Genomic DNA, 18,172 nt, shown 5'->3' on the forward strand with positions numbered 1-18,172 from the left:
TGCGCAAGGGATTGATATTCCCCTGCACCAACAGGGCATTCTCGCTACCTTGAGCAGCAGGCAGAGGCATCGCCCACAATCCTATCCAGAACAGTAAAATCCCCACCACACCCAGCGCCGGGGCCGAAAAAATGACCCGTTCCATTCGCAGGCCTTGCCAGGTATAGAACAGACCAAGCGCCACCGCCAGCACCAGCAGCGAAAGCAGGTACACTCCTCCCACGCTTGCCAGCATCCGCCCCGGCGCATCCACCATCACATAACCCAAAAACCCCCACGGGAAAGCAATATCGCCCAGGGAGGTGAGGTATTCCTGCACCACCCATAGCCCAGCCCGGGCAACGGGTTTATCCTGGGTAAGACCAAACACGGCACCCCAGATGGCCGCCTTGATCAAGACCAGCGGCAGATAGGGCGCGGCGCCCCAGGGGGTTTCGAACAGCACTACAAAACTCAGTGGTAGCCAGACCAGATGCACCGCCCAGAAACCAAGTCCGGCCAGCAAGCCAAAACGAAAACCCCCCCTGGTCAAAAGCCAGATCAGCGGTAATGGGGCCAGGAAACCCAGTGGGGTGGGGGGAAGGGTGAGCGCAAGGGCAACACCCAAAAGAAGTGGAAACCAGAGCTGCACTGCTAAAGCATACGCCGCTGGTTTTAGAAAAGCCTGAACTTTCGGCCTGGGGCAGTCCGGGTTGCATAACCCTCGTTGAAGCCGCTTCGCCCGCCAACCCCTCAGTCAAGGTAAATGCGTTCCAGCTGGGGGTTGGTTGGGGGTATTGCGACCGTCTCCTGCCACCCTGAAATGGAAAGTTAGGTCTGGATAAAGCCTGCAATCAGGGCTAAATGAGTGATCCTCTTTGGCGTATCCGTGGCAGAATGGAACAGCAATGCGGTTAGCAATCATCGCGGAAATTCACGCCAATCTTCCGGCGCTTGAAGCGGTTCTGGAGGCTTTGCGCAAGGAGGGTGTAGATCAGGTGCTGGCGGTGGGGGATCTGGTGGGGTATGGCCCGCACCCGCGCCAGGTAATACGCAAGCTCGACAAGGAAGGCATTCCCTGCATACCGGGGGCCGCCGACCTGCGGGCGGCTTATCCCCTTCCCTCTCCGGCCCGCGAAGGCATCGCCGAGACCACCATCGTCTGGACACGGGAGCAACTGGGTACGCGTGAAATGCACTTTTTGCGCAACCTGCGCTCCCGCCACCGCTACGATACGCCGGGGGGCCGCTTGATGGTGTTTCACGGCTCACCCGAAGACCCGGAGCACAAGGTAGACCTCAACGATGCGCACCCGGCGGAAATTTTGAAAATGTTGGAGAGCATCCGCTCGCGCTATGCGGTGGTAGCTGGCAAGCACATCCCCTTTCGCCGGCTGGTGCACAAGGGGGTGGTCTACGACCCTGGCTCGGTCGGGCTCAGCCTGGGAGGCGAGCCCGGGGCCGATGTGCTGATTCTGGAAGACGACGTCCACGGCGAAATCCACCACCGCTTTCTTAAGCTGCCCTACGACTATGGTCAGGTTACGTTCGACCTCGCGGCCTGGGAGTTGCCAGAGGTACTGGCAGAAGTGGTGCGGCAGGGGCGGTTCCCCAAATAAATCACTCTTAACCCTTCTTCACCACCAGAATGCCCGGCAATGCAGCCCAGGACGCACCTTGCACACTATCGGCAATCAGGCCTGTTTATACAAACACACCCTGTGTCCGAACCCGCCGGATCCCTCAACGTGATGAACCATGCCGGAGACCTCACCCCGACCCCCTGAACTCGCACTGCAACTACTGGGCCAGCCAGGGACGCGGTTAGACGGCAAGGCGGTGACCCTTCCTACCCGGAAGCTTTTGGGGCTGGTAGCCTATCTGGCGCTCGAGGGTTCCACCACCCGCACCAGACTGGCGAGTCTCTTCTGGAGCGAGAACGACGAGGACAGTGCCCGGCGCAACCTGCGTCGCGAGTTGCACCGCCTGCGCGAAACCCTCCTCAGGGATTACGTGCATATAGGGGAGATGACCCTCCATCTGCATACCTACCAGACCGATGTGGCGCAGTTTAGAGGGCTGCTCGAGCAGGGTAAGGTGGGGGCCGCCCTGGCAGTGTACCAGGGCAGTCTGCTCGAAGAGCTCGAGCTGCCAGGGGCCACTGGATTTAGCGAATGGCTGGAACGCCAGCGGGAGGAATTAAGCCGCCTGTGGCAGCAGGCCCTGCTCTACCAGGCCGAAACCCTGGAAACCCGTGGACAGTGGCGTGAGGCGCTGGAGATTCACCACAAGCTGCTGGCGCAGGATAGCCTGCAAGAGCGACACCAGCGTGAGGTGATGCGGCTGCATTATCTGCTAGGCGAGCGCGAGGCCGCCCAGCAGTACGCCCCCGAGCAAATCACCACCCTGTGCATAGACCTGGCCTACCCACTGCTGCAACAAGGACTGACCGAACAGGCCCGGCAAAAGGTCGAGCAGGCCCTGCGCCTCACCCAGCCCTGGCAGCGCGACCACGCCCTGGCCCTTAACGCGCTGGCCCGGCTGGAACTGGCAGCCAACCGGCCCGCCCCCGCCCAACAAAGTCTGAGCCAGGCCCTGGAGATTGCCTACCGGCTGCAAGACGAGACCCTGGCCTTCGCCTTCCTGACCAACCTGCTGCGGGTGCAGCTCGAGACCGGGGCCCTGGGGGAAGCCCGCATCTGCCTGCTGGAGGCTGAAACCCGCTTCAAGGAGGCCCATCCCCGCACCCACAGCACCCTCAAACGCCGCCTGGCGGAGGTGGAGTACCAGTCCGGTCACCTGGGGGCCGCTCTGGAAGCCCTGAAAACCGCTATCGAGATGGCCGATGCCCTGGGCGAGCGCGACCAGCAGGTGAGCCTGCGGGCCCTCCAGGCCACCTGGTTGGGTTATCTGGGGGCCTTGCCCGAAGCCTGGCAGGTCTGCGCGGCCCTGGAGCAACTCCAACCCGATTCGCTACAACTGGACTGTGCCCGGGCCCTGCTGCACCTGCTGGAGGACAACCTGGCCGCTGCCCAGGCCCTGCTCGAGCCCCTGCATACTCCGTCCCACAGCCTGCCCGAAACCCAGGCCACGGTCTGCTGCTACCTGGGCCTGGTCGCCAACGCCCAGAGCCAGCCCGAAAAAGCCCTGGCCCTGGCCCAGATCCACTATCCCAGCGGGGCCTTGCAAACCCTGAACCTGGCGGTACGCCTCGAGGCCACCCGGCAGCTCGGTCAGCCCCTGGACTCCCTGCTCGAGGAAGCCCGGATCCACCTGGCCTCCGGCAAAGCACCCCCGCTGGAGGGGCTCGAGCTCTGGCGCACCCTGGCTTTGGCCCATCAGTCCGGCGACCAACCCGAGAATCTGCGCCAAGCCGTCTGGCAAAATGTCCAGGAGCTAGCGGCCACGCTGGGGGGCTTCCCCCGGCTACAGCAGACCTTTTTGCACAGGCAACGGAACAGGCTTAAGTAGTTTTGTGGATTCCTATCTTCTGTGTGTGGCAGCGCGTTCGCACAACACGGAAGTTGGCATTATCTGTACTTCTTGCAGAACATCTCCGTCACCGTCCACAGTTCGGGCGCCAGCAATTCCTTGACCTTTTCTTGAATCCAGTCTGGGGTCTCACCATAAAATGCCTCGGCTATCCCACCGGTTATGCAAGCGAGTGTGTCGCTATCACCGCCCAGCGAAATCGCATTGCGAATTGCATCCTCATACGATTGAGAATCTAGAAAAGCGGTAATTGCCTGCGGAACAGTGCCCTGGCATGATACGTCGAAAGCATAAGAGGGCCGGATTTCATCTACTGTCCGGTTCAGGTCGTATCCAAACATGGCCGCGACGTGCGATCGGATGGTTTCCTTACCGCTACCCGTTCTGGCGAGAAATACTGCCAGTGCAGTCGCCTGAGCACCCTTGATCCCCTCCGGATGGTTGTGGGTAATTTCCGCTGTCATCTTTGCCTGGCGCAGCACCTCGTCTTCCGTAGGAAAGGCAAAGCCCACGGGACTCACACGCATGGCGGAGCCGTTTCCCCAACTGTTGTAAGGCCCAGCATCTGGCAGGTGAAGCCACCGTATAAACGAACCGCCATAGCCAGCGTTAGGGTATTTCCTGCCGGTGTGGCGTATGGAATCCACATAGGGCTTTCCGCTGAGGATTGCATCAGCAATTGCTACAGTCAACACGGTATCGTCTGTAAAGTCACATCGGGGATCGAACAGGGGAAAGTCCTTGGTCTTTATAGAGCGATGCTCGTATACCGAGCCAATAATGTCTCCTGCAATGGCCCCGATCATAGATCTCCCTTGGCCGAACCACAAACCATGCCACATCCGCAGCGCAACTTACCCAGAGGTAGATTGAGCCGCAAAGTCAAGGCCGTGTCACCAGATGCCGTTCCTATTCTAAAAGCTTAGCACGGGTGACCACCAAGGTTTGTCACCCGGCTGGAAGCAACGAAAGGTCAGGTTCGCTTAGCCCACGTTTAATCTGACCCCATTAGCAAAAACTCAAACGGCTGTGAGGGAAACAGGGGTGGTTTGCAAGCCCCCATGATCTCCACCCACCGTCATAACGGGGGCCGGCACGGGGTACGAAATCCACCAAAGATTTGATCCTCCTATTGCTCCTGAGCTTTGCAACGCTCTTGCAACGCTCGCTTTTCTACTCTGGCCTCCGAGGTGAAAAACATGGCACAACCGCGTTGGTTTGTACTGGTACTGGTAGCCCTGGTGCTGGCCCTGGCCGCCTGCGGCAGCCCCGGCTCGCGGCCTGCGGACAACTTCAGCTTGCGCCTGAGCCCTGCCGATCCCAAGCTGGCACCAGGGGGCAGGGTTGCAGTAAGTATTGAGATAACGCGCCAGAGTGGCTTTACTGGCCCCATTACCCTATCCCTCGAGGGGGCCCCTGCTGGCGTGGTGGCCAGCTTTGACCCCAATCCCGCCACGGAAGATTTCAGCACCGTGACCCTCGAGGCCCCTGCCACCCTGGCCACCGGCAGCTATTCGCTGCAGGTGCGGGGCGTGAGTGGGGCGACCTCGAGTGCCGCCGCCGCCAGCCTGGCCGTGGTTTCCGTCCCCCCCTCCACCATTACCGTGGATACCAGCCTGGCACCGGCCATCGCCAGCCGCGAACCCCTGGCCGATGGCGTACCACGCCCACTGGTAGCCATGAGCGATGCCAGAGGCAACCAGGTGGACTTCGTAGAAAACGAGTTGCTGATCTTCTCCAGCGATGCTGCGGCGGTAAATGCCCTGCTCGCGCGCTGGAATGGCACCCTCCTGCGCCGGGCCGACCCCCCCAGGGGTAACCCCCACAACCTCAAGTCGGTGTTTCAGATACGCATCAACACCAGCAGCGCCGATACCAGCCGACTGCTGAGCGATCTCAGCATCCTCGACCCGGCCTCCCGCAGCGACCTCAAGGTTTCCAGCCAGAGCGCCCTGCGCCTGCTCTCGGTGGCGGCCCAGGAGAAGCTGGGCGGAATGGAGGTGGCGCTTAACGTCCTGACCCGGCCCCAAACCTTCGAGGACAACACCTCCAGCGAGGGCGGTCTCCAAACCGGAATGATTGGAAGTTCATATAGCGCTAATGTCTTCGACTGGCCCTACATGCGGGCCGGGGGCATTCAGAATATCGGGGTGGTGGATGCCTGGCGGGCCCTCGAGCGGGCCGGTCGCATCAATCCCGCCAACGGTTCGACAGGGGTCATCCGGCTGGCCATCATTGACGGGGGCTTTTTTCCCAACCAGGCCGACTTCCACCGTTTTAGCGGCGACCCTGAAGAACTCAACCGCATCAACCCGATGCCCTGCTCGGGTGGCAACGACTGCCCCTACCACGGAACCAACGTCGCCATGGCCGCCGCTGCACGGGCCGACAACAACTTTGGCACCGCCGGGCCGGGTGCCCCCGTAGCCCATTTGTTGCTCTACCAGCAAGCCGGGGTAGACGATGTGATCTACTCGATCTTCGAGGCCATTGACGAGGATGCCCGCATCATCAACATGTCCTTTGGCGTACGCTTCCCGGCCATCGGGGCCTTTCTGGGGCTGGCGTTCGATGCCATCACGGCCACTGCCAATGCCTATGGCGTCATGCTCATCGCCTCTGCCGGCAACGATGGCGAGAACGTGGACGCCGAGGACTGTTTCATCGTCTGCTGGGAAGAAGCCTACTGGAGCCCCTGCGAGAACACCTACGTGATCTGCGTGGGCGGACTGGCCGACAACTCGGTAGAGCGCCATCCCGGCTCCAACTTCGGTGGGGAAAACGTGGATATCTTCGGCCCCTTCCGAGTCTATGTCGGCGTTGACCCCGGCGAAACCCAGGGGCGAAACCAGGTCAAGGGGGGCACCAGCTTTTCCAGTCCCTTCGTGGCGGGGGTCGCGTCGTTGGTCTGGGCGGCCAACCCGAGCCTGACCGACGATCAGGTCTGGAGCATTCTGCGCAACACCGCCCACAAGGTCACGATGCCCGGAAATAACAATCAGGTCTTGCATCGCTACGTCAACGCCTTTGCCGCTGTGCGGCAGGCCCTGGGCAACGTCCCCCCACGGGTGGTGATCGAGGCCCCGGCCAACAACACCAGCCTCCCCTTCCGCAGCAGCTTCACCTTCCGCGCCAGCAGCAGCGACCTGGACGGCCCCACCCCGCTCGTTTCCTGGAGCTCCAACGTAGACGGCGCGCTGGGCCAGGGTGCGGAAATCACCCGCTCCTTCACCTCCCCCGGCCCCCGCCAGATCACCGCCAGCATCACCGACAGCGGCGGCCTGACCCGCACGGCTTCCATCAGCGTGACCGGCACCAACCTGCCCCCTACCGCCGAAATCACCAGTCCCACTGCCACCACGTCCCTGGTCGGACAAACCCTGTTGTTCCGGGGTCGGGGCCTGGACAGCGACGGGGCTTTCCCGGTGGAGCTGCCCTGCAACCGCCTGACCTGGAGCAGCGACAACAGCGCCGACACCCTGGGCAGCGGCTGCGAATTCTCGGCCAGCTTTGCCAGCCAAGGCACCCGCACCATCACCTTGCGGGCCACCGACCCCTACGGAGCCCAGGGAAGCGTCACCCGCACCTTCACGGTTAACAACCCACCCCCCAGCGGCCCACCAGTGATAACCATCCTCAACCCCAAGGATGGCGATTCATTCCTGGCCAACAGCAATATCCGGCTTTCCTACAGCATGACCGACCCGGGCGGCGGGCCCGGCAGCCAGTACACCGTGGTCTGGCGTCTCAGCTACGGCAGCCAGAACTGGACGATCGTGCCCAAGACCTGTACTCTGAACCAGATCCCCTTTCCCTGCTTCACCCCTGCCGACTACGGCATTAACAACCATGGGGTCAAGCTGATGCAGCTACGGCTTTCAGTCACCGACCCCGAGGGGCTTACCGGCACCGACACGGTGCAGATTTCCATTGGCGCGGTGCCTTAGAAAGGAAACCACATCGGCACAATGGGGCGGGTTTTCTGGGGCATGGGGGTGGCCATGCGGGTGGTGGGACAGCGGGTTCCGGTGGCCTATCTGCCCGACGACCCGGCCCGCACCACCCCCTCCACTGGGCCAGGATTCCCACCCGAAACTGAAGAAGGACAGGTATGAAACCAACTGGATCCGCCCCCTCCGATTTGCTGCGGGAGTACCGGCTCTGGGTCTACCCCGAGACCCCGAGCCAACCCTGGCACGCCACCCTGGAAAAAAGCGACCAGTCCGAACGCCTGGAATTCGACTCTCCCCTCGAGCTGGCCCGGCATCTAGCCAACCTCACCAGCTCCGCTCTGCGTGGGCGGCTGCGGTAGCTGGCGTAAGCGCCAAACGATCAAAACTTCTCTATCGCGCTCGTCACCGACGTTGTGCCCTCGGCCGGACGCGCTGGCCTGTCACCGGGCTCGATCAATGTGAAGGGTGCTACGTCGCACAGCCCTGCCGTTCCAGCAAATCTCGAGCCACCCCCGCTACCAGTGGCTCGAGGTCTTGCGCCAGCGGAAGGAGCGAGTCGAAGTCGCCCAGCCGGCCCAGGGCCTCGGCTGCCGTGGCCCGCACGATGGGGTTGGTATCGTGCGCCCCCTGGCGCACCAGGGGCAGGTAGTCCGGGTTGCCCAGATTGGCCAGCACCACCAGCGCATTGCGGGCCATGCGGGTGCGGCCCGGACGCCGAAAGACCGTCCCGGCGTATTTGCGTTCGAAGGCTCTGGAGGAAAGTTGAAAGAAGTCCTCGAGGTTGGGGTAGGCCAGCTCGGGCTCGGGTGCAAACCCCTGCCAGAAAGACCGGGCCTTGCGGTTCCAGGGGCAGACCTCCTGGCAGACATCGCAACCGAAAAGCCACGCCCCGATACCCGCCCACAGCGAAGGGGGAACCAGGCCCCGGTGCTCGATGGTCCAGTAGCTGATGCAGAGCCTCGAGTCCAGGGTTCCATCGCCCAGCAGCGCCCCGGTGGGACAGCCGCCGATGCAACGGCTACAGCTTCCACAGCGGTTGGGGTAGGAAGCAGCCGTGGGGGGCAGCGGCGCGCTGGTCAGCAAGACCGCCAGCGTGAGGTAGGTGCCCTCTCCCATCCGCATCAGCATGGCATTGCGCCCAATCCAGCCCAGGCCGCCCAGCACGGCATGGGAGCGCTCGGAGAGGGGGCCGGTGTCCACGTAGCCCTTGGCTTGTAGGCCCAGGCTTCTGGCCAGGCGCTCAAGTTCGTGCAAATGGGGCTCAAAGAGCTGGTGGTAGTCTCGCACCCAGGCATAGCGGGCCACCCGGCCCAGGCGGATCCCGTCGGGTGGTCTTTCGGGCGGGGGGTAGGCATGGGGAGCTGCCAACACCAGCACGCTTTTGGCCCACTCGAACCGGCCTGATGGGGTTAGTCTGGTATCCAGGCGCCTGGCCAAATAGGCCATCTCGGCCTGCTTGCCCTGGGCAATCCAGTCCCGGTAGCGTTGCTGGGTGTCCAGTGGCAAATCCACACCTGCCCACGCAGTCAGAAAGCCCAGCTCCTGCGCGGTTTGGGTAAGTATCTCGACCCCATTCACACAAAATGATTGTGCCGTGTCCGACTGGCAGATACAAGCTTGGCTCCTCATCTTGGAGGCGTTTATCGTGGGAACTGCTCCTACTGCAGCGTCGTAAAGATATCCGTCCACTATCGCAGTCAGAAGGGGTCGTAGGTCATAGGGCAAGCAGCTATCGGAATGGTGTTCAGCATTTACTCAGCAGGCAATGCCACCGAAACAGTGGTGCCTTGCCCAGGCTGACTGGCAATCTGGATGGAACCCTGGTGTCGCTCCACAATCCAAAGGGCGATTGCTAGCCCCAGCCCACTGCCGCCTGGATCGCGTCTGCGGGCCTTGTCGGCACGGTAGAAGCGGTCGAATACATTGGGTAAATCCTCGGGGGCAATCCCGATGCCGGTATCTTGTACAAGGAGGTAGCTATGATTACCCTCTGGCTTCAACTCGACCCGCACCGAGCCGGTAGCTGGGGTGTATTTGAGGGCGTTATCGAGCAAAATCACCACCAGTTGTTTGAGGTAGTCCCGGTCACCATACACCCACAGGGGTTGAAGATGGGTTTCCAGACGTTGCCCTTCCGTCAGGTGGGCTGCATCGCGGATCGCTTCCTGCACCACCTGGTCAAGTCGCACGTGGGTCTGGCGAAGGGGCATCCCGGCATCTCCCCTGGCCAGCACGAGTAAATCGGCTACCAACCTTGAAAGCCGCAAGGCTTCGCGCTCAGCTTCGCTGAGGGCCACCTGGCGGTCGGCTTCGGGCATGTCGGGGTAGCGCCTGAGCAGCTCGAGGTTGCCCTGAATCGCTGCCAGAGGTGCGCGCAGTTCGTGGGAGGCATCGGCCACAAAACGCTTCTGGAAATCGGAGGCCTTGGCCAGGTTTTCCAGCATCTTATTGAACGTCACCGACAGTCGCCCCAATTCATCACGGGCCGCAATGGGCTGCACCCGCATTGAGAGGTCGGTGGAATGGGCAATTTGCTGCACTGTTTCAATCAGGCGTGCTATCGGCCTCAAGGCCCCCCCCGCCAAAATCAGACCTAGTCCAAACACTGCCAGCATCGAGATCAAACCTACAGCAAACAACAATGTCGCCAGCCACCGCACCGAGGCATCCAAAAGACCCAGCGGGGTGAGCGCTTCGAGGTAGCCCAGCGTCTCATACCCCTTGATTAGGGGGGTCACATAGACCCGCCAGCGCTGCCCATCCTGGCCTTGCTGGAGCAGGAAGGCCCCCTCGTTGCGCGTCCAGGGCAGGCGCAGCAATTGCGCTACCGGATCTGCATAGACTGAGTTATCAGGTTCAAGTACGTTCTGGGGCTGAATATGCTCCAGTGGAGGCTCCAGGCGCGAGCCCCGCTTGAACTGTCCTGTGCTGTCGTAAAGGCGAAAAGCGACCTGAATCTCGGAGATGTCGGCCTCGAGTACATACGAAGTGCCCGACTCACTCCAGCCCACCGCCACATGGTTGGCCGAAAGTACCAGCACCTGGTCAAGGGTCTGGTACTGCCCACGGGTATACGCCGAAAACCCCAGCAGCGACACGAGTGCAATCAACACCGTACATAAGGTGCCGTACCATAGCGCCAGACGAAGCCGAATCGGCATTCTGGTCTTACTATAGCCCCACTTGTTGAACCCTGGCTTTTGCACAATGTCAAGGCCGCAGCCTTTACGCTCCTTCAAGGCTAGGCGACTTCGCATTCCCCTCAGGTTGCAACCACCGAGCGGCCTTCCAGTACCGACTGATAGATTTCCAGGTAACGTGGAAGTACACTTTCGGGACGGAAGTGGGTAATGGCGCGGGCCCTGGCCGCCTGGCGCATTTCTTGGCGCAGGGCTGGATCCTCGAGAATTTGTAGCGCAGCCCAGATCATCCCCTGCACATCGCCAATCGGTCGTAGGAAACCAGTGATTCCGTCCAGCACCACCTCCGGAATGCCACCCGCGTGGGAGGCCACCACCGGCACTCCACAGGACATAGCCTCGAGAGCCACCAGTCCAAACGACTCCTGCTCCGAAGGCAACAAGAATAGATCGGCCACCGAGAGGAATTTCTCGATCTGGGGAGTAGATTCGATAAACTGCACGCGACCAGTAAGCTCGAGCTGGTGCACCAGCTCGACGCACTCACTGCGCTTGGGGCCATCGCCAATCATCAGCAGCCGGGCTGGACGCACCTCGGCAATACCTGCAAAAATACGGATCACATCCTCGGGGCGCTTGACCTCGCGAAAGTTGGAAACGTGCAATAAAATCGCCTCGTCTGGTTGAGCAAAACGCGCCCGGTAGGCAGCATCGGCATTGGGCTTGAAGCGCTCCGAGTCCACCCAGTTGTAGACTACCTCGATGGGGCGATCCACCGCAAAGCTGCGCTGGGCCATCTGCGCAAGCGAGTTGGAAACCGCCGTGACTGCATCGGACTGCAAAATGGCGTGTTTGGTAGTGAGGGCAAAGGCAGGCTCGAGGCCCATTAGCGTAACATCGGTGCCGTGCAGAGTGGTCACTACTTTGATGGGCAGCCCCATATCCCGCGCCAGAAGAGCGCTGGTCGCATGGGGGATGGCATAGTGGGCATGCACGATCTCGATCCTGTGCTCCTGAATCACCTTGGCTAGCGAATTGGCTGCTGTCAGGGTAACCATCGAATCCTTGAACAAGGGATAATCGGCACTTAAGAACTCGTGAAAATGCAGTTTGGCGGCTGGCCCCACCGAGCGCTTGGTAATCTTGCCGATCCAGTTAAGCACACTCTGATTGCCCTGTTGAACAAGGCGAGCCAGAGCAGTCCGGGGACGCGGTTCACTCCCCAGATCGCGCAGATCAGCCTTCACCCGGCTGGCAAGCCGCTCCTCGGTGAGGCGAAACGGCCGCTCAGCGGCTATCACATGAACGGTATGGCCTAGCTCTGCCAGGGCCAGCGCCAGTTCCGTCGCAACCACACCCGAGCCTCCAGCACTGGCATGACACAGGATTGCAAGTTTCATAGGGATCCTTTCAAGAAATCCGGAGAGTGAGCGGCAGGAGTTGGTTTGACTGATTCATCTCGAGCACAGGTTGCTCCGCACATACCAAGAATACGGGCACCAGTTCGGGATGTTTGGGCTTGGCCATGAAGATCAAATAGTATAACAGCCTCGAGGCTCCAATATCCTTGAGCAGGTCGCCATAAACCAGTCTGGCACTGACCTGGGCGCGGGCCAACAAGGCCACCGCCAGGGCCTCCTCGAGGATTTCCCAGCCAAGATGGGCTGCGAGGGTTTCCCGATCTTCGCTATGTCAAGTTCGTCATCTTTATAGGTCTCGAGGTAACACCGAGCATTGTTCAGCACAAAGACCAGATGCAACCGGTCACCAAGGGCATGAGCCAGTTCCAACCCCCGAACCACCGCTGCCCGGCAGTGGGTACTGGTATCAGCAGGGATCAGGATGTGCTTGTACATCCACTACCTCCGATAGAGCTGGCCCGTGGGTTCCCAGCCGATGTTAGAGGGCAGACCGGTGGCTTCTGGTTCCGCCCAACCTACATGGATATCCACCATCCTTTTGGGCAGATGTACCACCAGGACATCGGCAGGCGCACGGCGCAGTACCTCCTGGCTCACTGAAGGCGATAGCCTAGCCCACCAGACTTTGTGCTCCAGACGGTGCAACACGATCAAATCCGCCTTCCAATCCCGGGCTACCTGGACGATACCCTCCACCACATCTCCTTGCTGCAACTCCGCCTGAACCCCCAGCATGTCTGCCAACTGTTGAAGCTTGACCCGCTCCTGGGTTTCGATTTCTTTGGCCAACTGGGGCAGGTACTGCAAATTAGCTCCCAAAAGAGAGTACGGCATCAACAAATTGAATTCATGATTGGCCCGACCCACATGCAGCAGCCGGATATGGGCCTGGGGATAGCGCCGGCGCACAACCTCGAGCACCGCCTCAGTATGCACCGAAAAATTGGTCGGAACCAGTATATGTCTGATGATCCTCATGGCAGCCTCTCAAACTCCTTGAACCGATACGTCTGGGGTTCACGCTCGGGTCTTTCTGACTCGACAGCATCCTCTTCTGATTCAAATTTTTCGTTGACGCGGATAAGCCCGGCCAATCCACCCAAACCCACCACGATCAGCCCAAACAGTAGCAGGGCTGCAACAATCTCCAGCCAGGGGCTCCAGGCCACGGCTAGCCTCCTTGATTGAATAATGTTGCTGGAACAACCGGTTTAATGTCCTGGGTATAGCGGAATTGATCGTCCAGCAGAGTGTACAACCTATTGGGCGAAACGGTCAGGAAGAGGTCTTGATTGGTATCTTCGCTACCCACAATGTAACCCACAATCGCCCCAGTGCTGGTTTCCAGCGTCACCCCCACCAGCATCCCAAGGGGAACCCCCTCGGGTAGCGCTAAGCGTGATCCCAACACTTTAGGCCGCGACAGCATCTCGGCCATTCGCTGGCTTATTTGGGGCGAGGAGCCTATATCCCAGACACTAATAGTGTCACCCAACAGACTATGTACTATTTGGAAGGGCACCACTGGGGTTTTGGGCGACCATATCGAGCTGAGCAATAGCCCCAGCAACACGTGCTGCTCATAGTCCACCAACAGATCGTGTACCTCGCCCAAAACCTCTTTATCAGGCTCCAGGAGCACTTTCCGTCCAATGAGTTCTCTTCCCCCTATTCGCATCACTCCCTCCTTTTCAAAGGCTAGTACCGGGGACTGAGGCTGTCCTGTTGGGAGGCTGAGTGTAGGCTGAGTAGTCTGGCAAGCAAGCTCTAATGCCATCGGAGGCAGTTAGACAAATCGTGTGGGGCTTCCAAATTCCCAACCGAACACTTGCGCAGGGTGTCATTTCTTGATTTGCGCTGTACTGAACAGGAACCCTGCCGATATTTCAAAGCACTCCCTGCGTCGAATATCCAAGATTCTGCGCAGTTGATCATTGGGAGTTAGTCATACGCTGTTAAGCTCTCCCCTCTGAATTTGCCCATGACACTGCAAACTCCACTAAACTACAAGCAGATGAAGAGTATCCTGGTCATTGACGATGATCCCGGCATTACCAGTCTGCTCACCCGGGGACTTTCTTACGAAGGATTCAACGTATCTACGGCTGCTTCGGGTGAAGAGGGGTTGAACCTGGCCCGCGACTACCCTCCAGATCTGGTTATTTTGGACTTGATGTTGCCGGGCATTGACGGACACGAAGTTTTGCACCGACTGCACACGGTGGATCCACAGTTGCCGGTGCTGTTGCTCACGGCTCGAGACACCCCAGACGACCAGATTAAGGCCTTTGGATTTGGAGCCGAAGATTATGTGATCAAGCCTTTTCGCTTCGAGGTATTGCTAGCCCGTATCCAGGCCCGACTAAGGCAAAGCCAGACACGGCCTGCCGAGCTTCGCTACACCGATCTACATCTTAATCCCGAGACCCATCGAGTATTTCGCAGCGAACGTGAACTCGAGCTGACCGGGCTCGAGTTTCGCCTTCTGCACACCTTCTTACGTCAGCCCGAACGAGTGCTTTCCAAACAAGTGCTTCTGGATCAGGTTTGGGGTACCGACTTTTTTGGCGACGCCAATATTGTGGAGGTCTATGTTAAGCAGCTCCGGCAGAAACTCGAGGCTAAGGGCGAACCCCGTCTGATCCATACCCTGCGTGGAGTGGGCTACGTCCTACGGGAAAAAAGTACGGGGCGTGGTTAAAACAGCGCAACTCTCAGAAAACCAAGAGAGGTCTCGGGTGATCCCAATACAAGCCCAGGCTATCGGGTAGTCAGCAACCGACATAGGCACACCACACAGAGCAGCTCCTACGAGAGCTTGCTCACAATAGAAAGGCTTTACGTTGCCAGAAAAAGAGAAAGTCCCCTGCATGGGAGGGAGAGGTACTGACTTGACAAGCCAGCCAGGAGGAGATCGGTAACGTGCAGCAGGTTGTTTTTGTTACTTATGCAGACAACCCAGAAACGACCTCTAAGCTGCCACAGTAATTTTGTCAAACCAAATATCTGATTTTACGCGGTCAGGCCACGATGCGTCCCAGATTGGCTGGTCGTCCCACATGTTAAGTATATTATCGGGATCTATATAAGATCCAACTGGTAATCCGGATAGTGCAGGCACAAAACCTAGATGTAGACCGAGCCAGATGCAGTGACAACTTTGCAGTGGAGATACTTATGCCCGGGCCAGAGCAGCTCTGGCCCGGTCAGCTATCTGGTAGAGTTTTTCCCTGGTGACGGGGAATTTGCCCTCCAGGGACAGCCCTTTGCCGTCTTCCCAGTGGGCATGGTGGTGGACATGGCCGCCAGGAATTCGGAAAGCCACATGCTTGAGCCTGGCGTGGCGGGGCGAAACCGAGGCCAGGAAGAAAGGCTCCCCCCGGCCATCCGATAGCGAGACCGCCATCAGGGTGGTGGGTACTTCATAGGGGCGCTCCATGCGGTAGATAAAGTCGGGGAAATCAGACTCCCGGGTGAAGTGCACACCTTTTTCGGCAGCGTATTCCTTCAACCATTCAATAACCTGTACCCAGGATTTATAGAGCATTTCATCATGGGGATAGTCGTGACCGCCACTCATAGCTTTTAGTCTATCGGGTTGGGGCTAGAATGTCTAAGAATCCATGGCGGTCGAGAATAAAACCTGGCAGACACAGGGCCACAAGCCTGGCCGACCCCCGCTTGGATTAAAAACCGACCTCCAGCCCCCAGCCTTCGCGTTTCGACCGGGCACTTGACCGACGCACCACCTGAGACCCACGAGTTTCGATAATCCGGCAAACCCGTCTACACCGGTAATTCATAAATATCTTCAGAGCCTGGTTTTCGGGATGGAAAGGATGGAAACAAGTTACACAGGAGTGTAGAGGGTGTACTAGGATAGAGGTTACATGCGTCTGGATGACCTGCCCCCGCTGCCCGAGACTCCAGGGGTCTACCTGTGGAAAGCAGGCGAGACCATCCTCTATGTGGGCAAGGCCAAAAGCCTCAAGGCCCGGGTAACCAGCTACTTTCACAGCGAAGGCAAAAGCCTGCGGGTCTCGCGGGAAGCCACCCATCTCGAGTTCATCCTGGTGCGCGACGAGGTCGAGGCGCTGCTCCTGGAGGCCAACCTCATCAAGCTCCACCGCCCTCACTACAACGTCCTGATGAAGGATGACAAACACTACCCTTTCCTGAAGCTGACCCATGAAGAATGGCCCATGCTGATGGTGGTGCGGCGCATGCAGGACGACGAATCCCGCTACTGGGGGCCGTTTCCGGACGGGGGCGCGGTGCGGCGCATCAAACGGCTGGTAGACAGGGTCTTTCCCTTGAGGCAGAACTCGGGGTTCCCATTCAAAAAAAGGCGCTTTCCCTGCCTCAACCATTCGATGGGGCGGTGCCTGGCTCCATGCGTAGATAAAGCCGACCGGGAGCAGTATGCGCGGGTGGTTCGACAGGTAGAACACCTGCTGGATGGCAAGGTGGAGGAGCTATACCAGAGCCTGGAAACCCAGATGGGGGAGGCCGCCAAAAACCAGGATTTCGAGCGGGCTGCCGAGATCCGAGACCAGGTGAGTGCGGTACGGAGCTTTTTTGGCACCACCCAACAGGCCTACGACCCCGAGTTGGGCGATCTGGATTTTCTGGGTTTTGCCCGTGCGGGCGACTACGCCATGCTCCAGCACTACCAGATGCGGGGTGGGCAGATGCTGGGGCGTATCAGCCGCTTTGTGGAGGGTGTAAAGGAGGCCAGCGATGCGGAGCTGCTGGAAGCCTTTATGCGCGACTACTACCTGAAAGCCACCCCACTCCCCCCCCTGGTTTTGTTGCCCTTTGAGCTAGAAGCCCAGGAAGCCTTCTCGGTTTTTCTGAGCTCCAAAGGCCGCAAAGTGGAGGTACGCATTCCCCAGCGCGGGGACAAAACCCGCCTGATCGAGCTGGCCCAGAACAACGCCCAGACCACCCTCGAGACCGAACTTAAGGTACTGGAGCGCAAAGGCGACCATCCCGGCCTCAAGGGGCTGATGGAGGTTCTGGGGCTTTCGCGCCGTCCCTACCGCATCGAGGGCTACGACATCTCCAACCTGCTGGGCGAGAGCGTGGTGGGCTCCATCACGGTCTTCGAGGGGGGACGCCCCAAAAAAGCCGAGTACCGTCGCATCAAAATCAGGGGTCTGAAGGGCCAGCCCGACGACTTTTTCTCGATGGAACAGGCCCTCACCCGGCGTTTCACCGGAAGCCTCTCGGACAACATGCCCATGCCTGATCTGCTCTTGATTGACGGAGGCCTGGGCCAGGTGCGGGCCGCTAAAAAGGGTCTGGAGACCGCTGGCCTGGATATTCCGCTGGTGGGGCTGGCCAAACGTGAAGAAACCCTGGTGCTGCCCGATGGCACCACCATCGCACTACCCCTCACCCATCCGGCGCTGCAACTTCTGATCTACCAGCGCGACGAGACCCACCGCAACGGCGTGGAGTTCCACCGCAAACTGCGCAGCGAAAAAACCCTCAAGAGCATCTTCGACGATATCCCTGGCATTGGCCCGGCCCGCAAGCTGGCACTGCTGAACCATTTCTCGACCCTGGAAGAACTCCGGGCCATGAGCGTGGATGAGCTTGCCAGGCTGCCGGGCCTCGACCGGCGCAGTGCACAAGCGGTTTTGAAAGCGCTTGATGCACCCCTAGCCTCCAGGGGGCCGCCCACTTGAGTCTGACTGACGCGAGACAAAGCCTCCAGTCCCGGATCTATCGTTCATGACCCATGGACTCTGGCGCATGACCGCCGACCCCTGACTGGCATACAACTTCGCCTCACGGTAGGCTTACGCTTGTGGAAACCATTCGCATTGCCCTGATGGGGGGCGGAACCGTCGGGACTGCTTTGGCCGAGCTTTTGCCCTGGCATCAGGCTCGTTTCAGGGCCCTGGGGCTCGAGGTCGAACTGGCCAAAGTACTGGTGCGCGACACCCACAAAAGCCGACCAGGGATTCCCGCTCGGCTGCTTACCGACCATCCAAAGGGCTTTCTGGACGATGTGGATGTGCTGGTAGAGGTGGCGGGCGGCACCGATGTAGCAGGAGACATCGTTTTACAGGCGCTGGAAAGGGGCCTTCCGGTGGTTACCGCCAACAAAGCCCTGCTGGCCGAGCGCTGGGGCGAACTGCGTGAATACGCCGAACAGGGCGAGTTGCACTACGAGGCC

Annotated in this window: 17 protein-coding genes and 2 pseudogenes; 8 read left to right on the forward strand and 11 right to left on the reverse strand. The window is 59.8% G+C overall.

The annotated features are described in order from the left end of the window. Positions 1 to 631, reverse strand: a pseudogene (locus Q0288_RS01085) (apolipoprotein N-acyltransferase); the annotation flags it as partial. A gap of 256 nt (positions 632 to 887) precedes the next feature. Between Q0288_RS01085 and Q0288_RS01090 the strand changes: the two are divergent. Next, on the forward strand, positions 888 to 1,598 hold the full coding sequence (locus Q0288_RS01090; protein ID WP_299425839.1) for a metallophosphoesterase family protein: 711 nt from the start codon (positions 888 to 890) through the stop codon (positions 1,596 to 1,598). 139 nt (positions 1,599 to 1,737) lie between these two features. Continuing rightward, positions 1,738 to 3,450 carry a BTAD domain-containing putative transcriptional regulator gene (locus tag Q0288_RS01095; protein ID WP_299425842.1) on the forward strand — a complete coding sequence of 571 codons (1,713 nt, stop codon included), beginning with the start codon at positions 1,738 to 1,740 and terminating at the stop codon, positions 3,448 to 3,450. A gap of 59 nt (positions 3,451 to 3,509) precedes the next feature. Here the strand turns inward: Q0288_RS01095 and Q0288_RS01100 are convergent, their stop codons facing one another. Next, positions 3,510 to 4,277 carry an ADP-ribosylglycohydrolase family protein gene (locus Q0288_RS01100; RefSeq protein WP_299425845.1) on the reverse strand — a complete coding sequence of 256 codons (768 nt, stop codon included), beginning with the start codon at positions 4,275 to 4,277 and terminating at the stop codon, positions 3,510 to 3,512. A 393-nt stretch (positions 4,278 to 4,670) separates the two neighbouring features. Here Q0288_RS01100 and Q0288_RS01105 point away from each other — a divergent pair, with 393 nt between their 5' ends. The 3 genes from Q0288_RS01105 to Q0288_RS01115 are packed head-to-tail and all read left to right on the forward strand — an operon-like array spanning position 4,671 to position 7,783. Continuing rightward, complete coding sequence (locus Q0288_RS01105) at positions 4,671 to 7,418, forward strand: S8 family serine peptidase (protein ID WP_299425849.1); 2,748 nt, start codon at positions 4,671 to 4,673, stop codon at positions 7,416 to 7,418. 21 nt (positions 7,419 to 7,439) lie between these two features. Then, on the forward strand, positions 7,440 to 7,586 hold the full coding sequence (locus Q0288_RS01110; RefSeq protein ID WP_299425852.1) for a hypothetical protein: 147 nt from the start codon (positions 7,440 to 7,442) through the stop codon (positions 7,584 to 7,586). Then, complete coding sequence (locus Q0288_RS01115; RefSeq protein WP_299425855.1) at positions 7,583 to 7,783, forward strand: hypothetical protein; 201 nt, start codon at positions 7,583 to 7,585, stop codon at positions 7,781 to 7,783. Before Q0288_RS01110 ends, Q0288_RS01115 begins: the two co-directional genes overlap by 4 nt. A 109-nt stretch (positions 7,784 to 7,892) precedes the next feature. On the opposite strand, the gene queG is transcribed toward Q0288_RS01115, so the two are convergent. The 8 genes from queG to Q0288_RS01150 form a co-directional block, all read right to left on the reverse strand. Then, positions 7,893 to 9,002 (reverse strand): tRNA epoxyqueuosine(34) reductase QueG, encoded by a 1,110-nt coding sequence (queG, locus tag Q0288_RS01120; RefSeq protein ID WP_299425858.1) that lies wholly within the window; start codon positions 9,000 to 9,002, stop codon positions 7,893 to 7,895. 173 nt (positions 9,003 to 9,175) lie between these two features. Continuing rightward, entirely contained in the window at positions 9,176 to 10,681 is a 1,506-nt protein-coding gene (locus tag Q0288_RS01125; protein ID WP_299425861.1) for a HAMP domain-containing sensor histidine kinase, read from the reverse strand. A gap of 5 nt (positions 10,682 to 10,686) precedes the next feature. After that, entirely contained in the window at positions 10,687 to 11,964 is a 1,278-nt protein-coding gene (bshA, locus tag Q0288_RS01130) for an N-acetyl-alpha-D-glucosaminyl L-malate synthase BshA (protein ID WP_299425864.1), read from the reverse strand. Between the two features lie 10 nt (positions 11,965 to 11,974). Continuing rightward, positions 11,975 to 12,190, reverse strand: coding sequence for a hypothetical protein (locus Q0288_RS01135; RefSeq protein WP_299425867.1), 216 nt, complete (start codon positions 12,188 to 12,190; stop codon positions 11,975 to 11,977). After that, a complete protein-coding gene (locus Q0288_RS18015) occupies positions 12,097 to 12,420 on the reverse strand; it encodes a universal stress protein (protein ID WP_366914718.1) in 324 nt (107 codons plus the stop codon). Before Q0288_RS18015 ends, Q0288_RS01135 begins: the two co-directional genes overlap by 94 nt. A 3-nt stretch (positions 12,421 to 12,423) precedes the next feature. Continuing rightward, positions 12,424 to 12,963 (reverse strand): universal stress protein, encoded by a 540-nt coding sequence (locus tag Q0288_RS01140; RefSeq protein WP_299425870.1) that lies wholly within the window; start codon positions 12,961 to 12,963, stop codon positions 12,424 to 12,426. Next, positions 12,960 to 13,154, reverse strand: coding sequence for a hypothetical protein (locus tag Q0288_RS01145; protein ID WP_299425873.1), 195 nt, complete (start codon positions 13,152 to 13,154; stop codon positions 12,960 to 12,962). Before Q0288_RS01145 ends, Q0288_RS01140 begins: the two co-directional genes overlap by 4 nt. A 2-nt stretch (positions 13,155 to 13,156) precedes the next feature. Then, complete coding sequence (locus tag Q0288_RS01150; protein ID WP_299425876.1) at positions 13,157 to 13,663, reverse strand: PRC-barrel domain-containing protein; 507 nt, start codon at positions 13,661 to 13,663, stop codon at positions 13,157 to 13,159. 336 nt (positions 13,664 to 13,999) lie between these two features. Here Q0288_RS01150 and Q0288_RS01155 point away from each other — a divergent pair, with 336 nt between their 5' ends. After that, complete coding sequence (locus Q0288_RS01155) at positions 14,000 to 14,686, forward strand: response regulator transcription factor (protein ID WP_299425879.1); 687 nt, start codon at positions 14,000 to 14,002, stop codon at positions 14,684 to 14,686. 474 nt (positions 14,687 to 15,160) lie between these two features. Here Q0288_RS01155 and Q0288_RS01160 read toward each other — a convergent pair whose 3' ends face one another. After that, a complete protein-coding gene (locus Q0288_RS01160; protein WP_299425882.1) occupies positions 15,161 to 15,565 on the reverse strand; it encodes an NADH-quinone oxidoreductase subunit 15 in 405 nt (134 codons plus the stop codon). 310 nt (positions 15,566 to 15,875) lie between these two features. On the opposite strand from Q0288_RS01160, the gene uvrC reads away from it, so the two are divergent. Both uvrC and Q0288_RS01170 read left to right on the forward strand, forming a co-directional pair. Further along, positions 15,876 to 17,678, forward strand: a complete 1,803-nt coding sequence (uvrC, locus tag Q0288_RS01165; RefSeq protein ID WP_299425885.1) for an excinuclease ABC subunit UvrC — start codon at positions 15,876 to 15,878, stop codon at positions 17,676 to 17,678. Positions 17,679 to 17,800: 122 nt separating this feature from the next. Then, a pseudogene (locus Q0288_RS01170) lies at positions 17,801 to 18,172 on the forward strand (homoserine dehydrogenase); the annotation flags it as partial.

It is taken from the genome of uncultured Meiothermus sp., assembly GCF_937863175.1.
In the GTDB taxonomy this organism is placed as follows: Bacteria; Deinococcota; Deinococci; order Deinococcales; family Thermaceae; genus Meiothermus.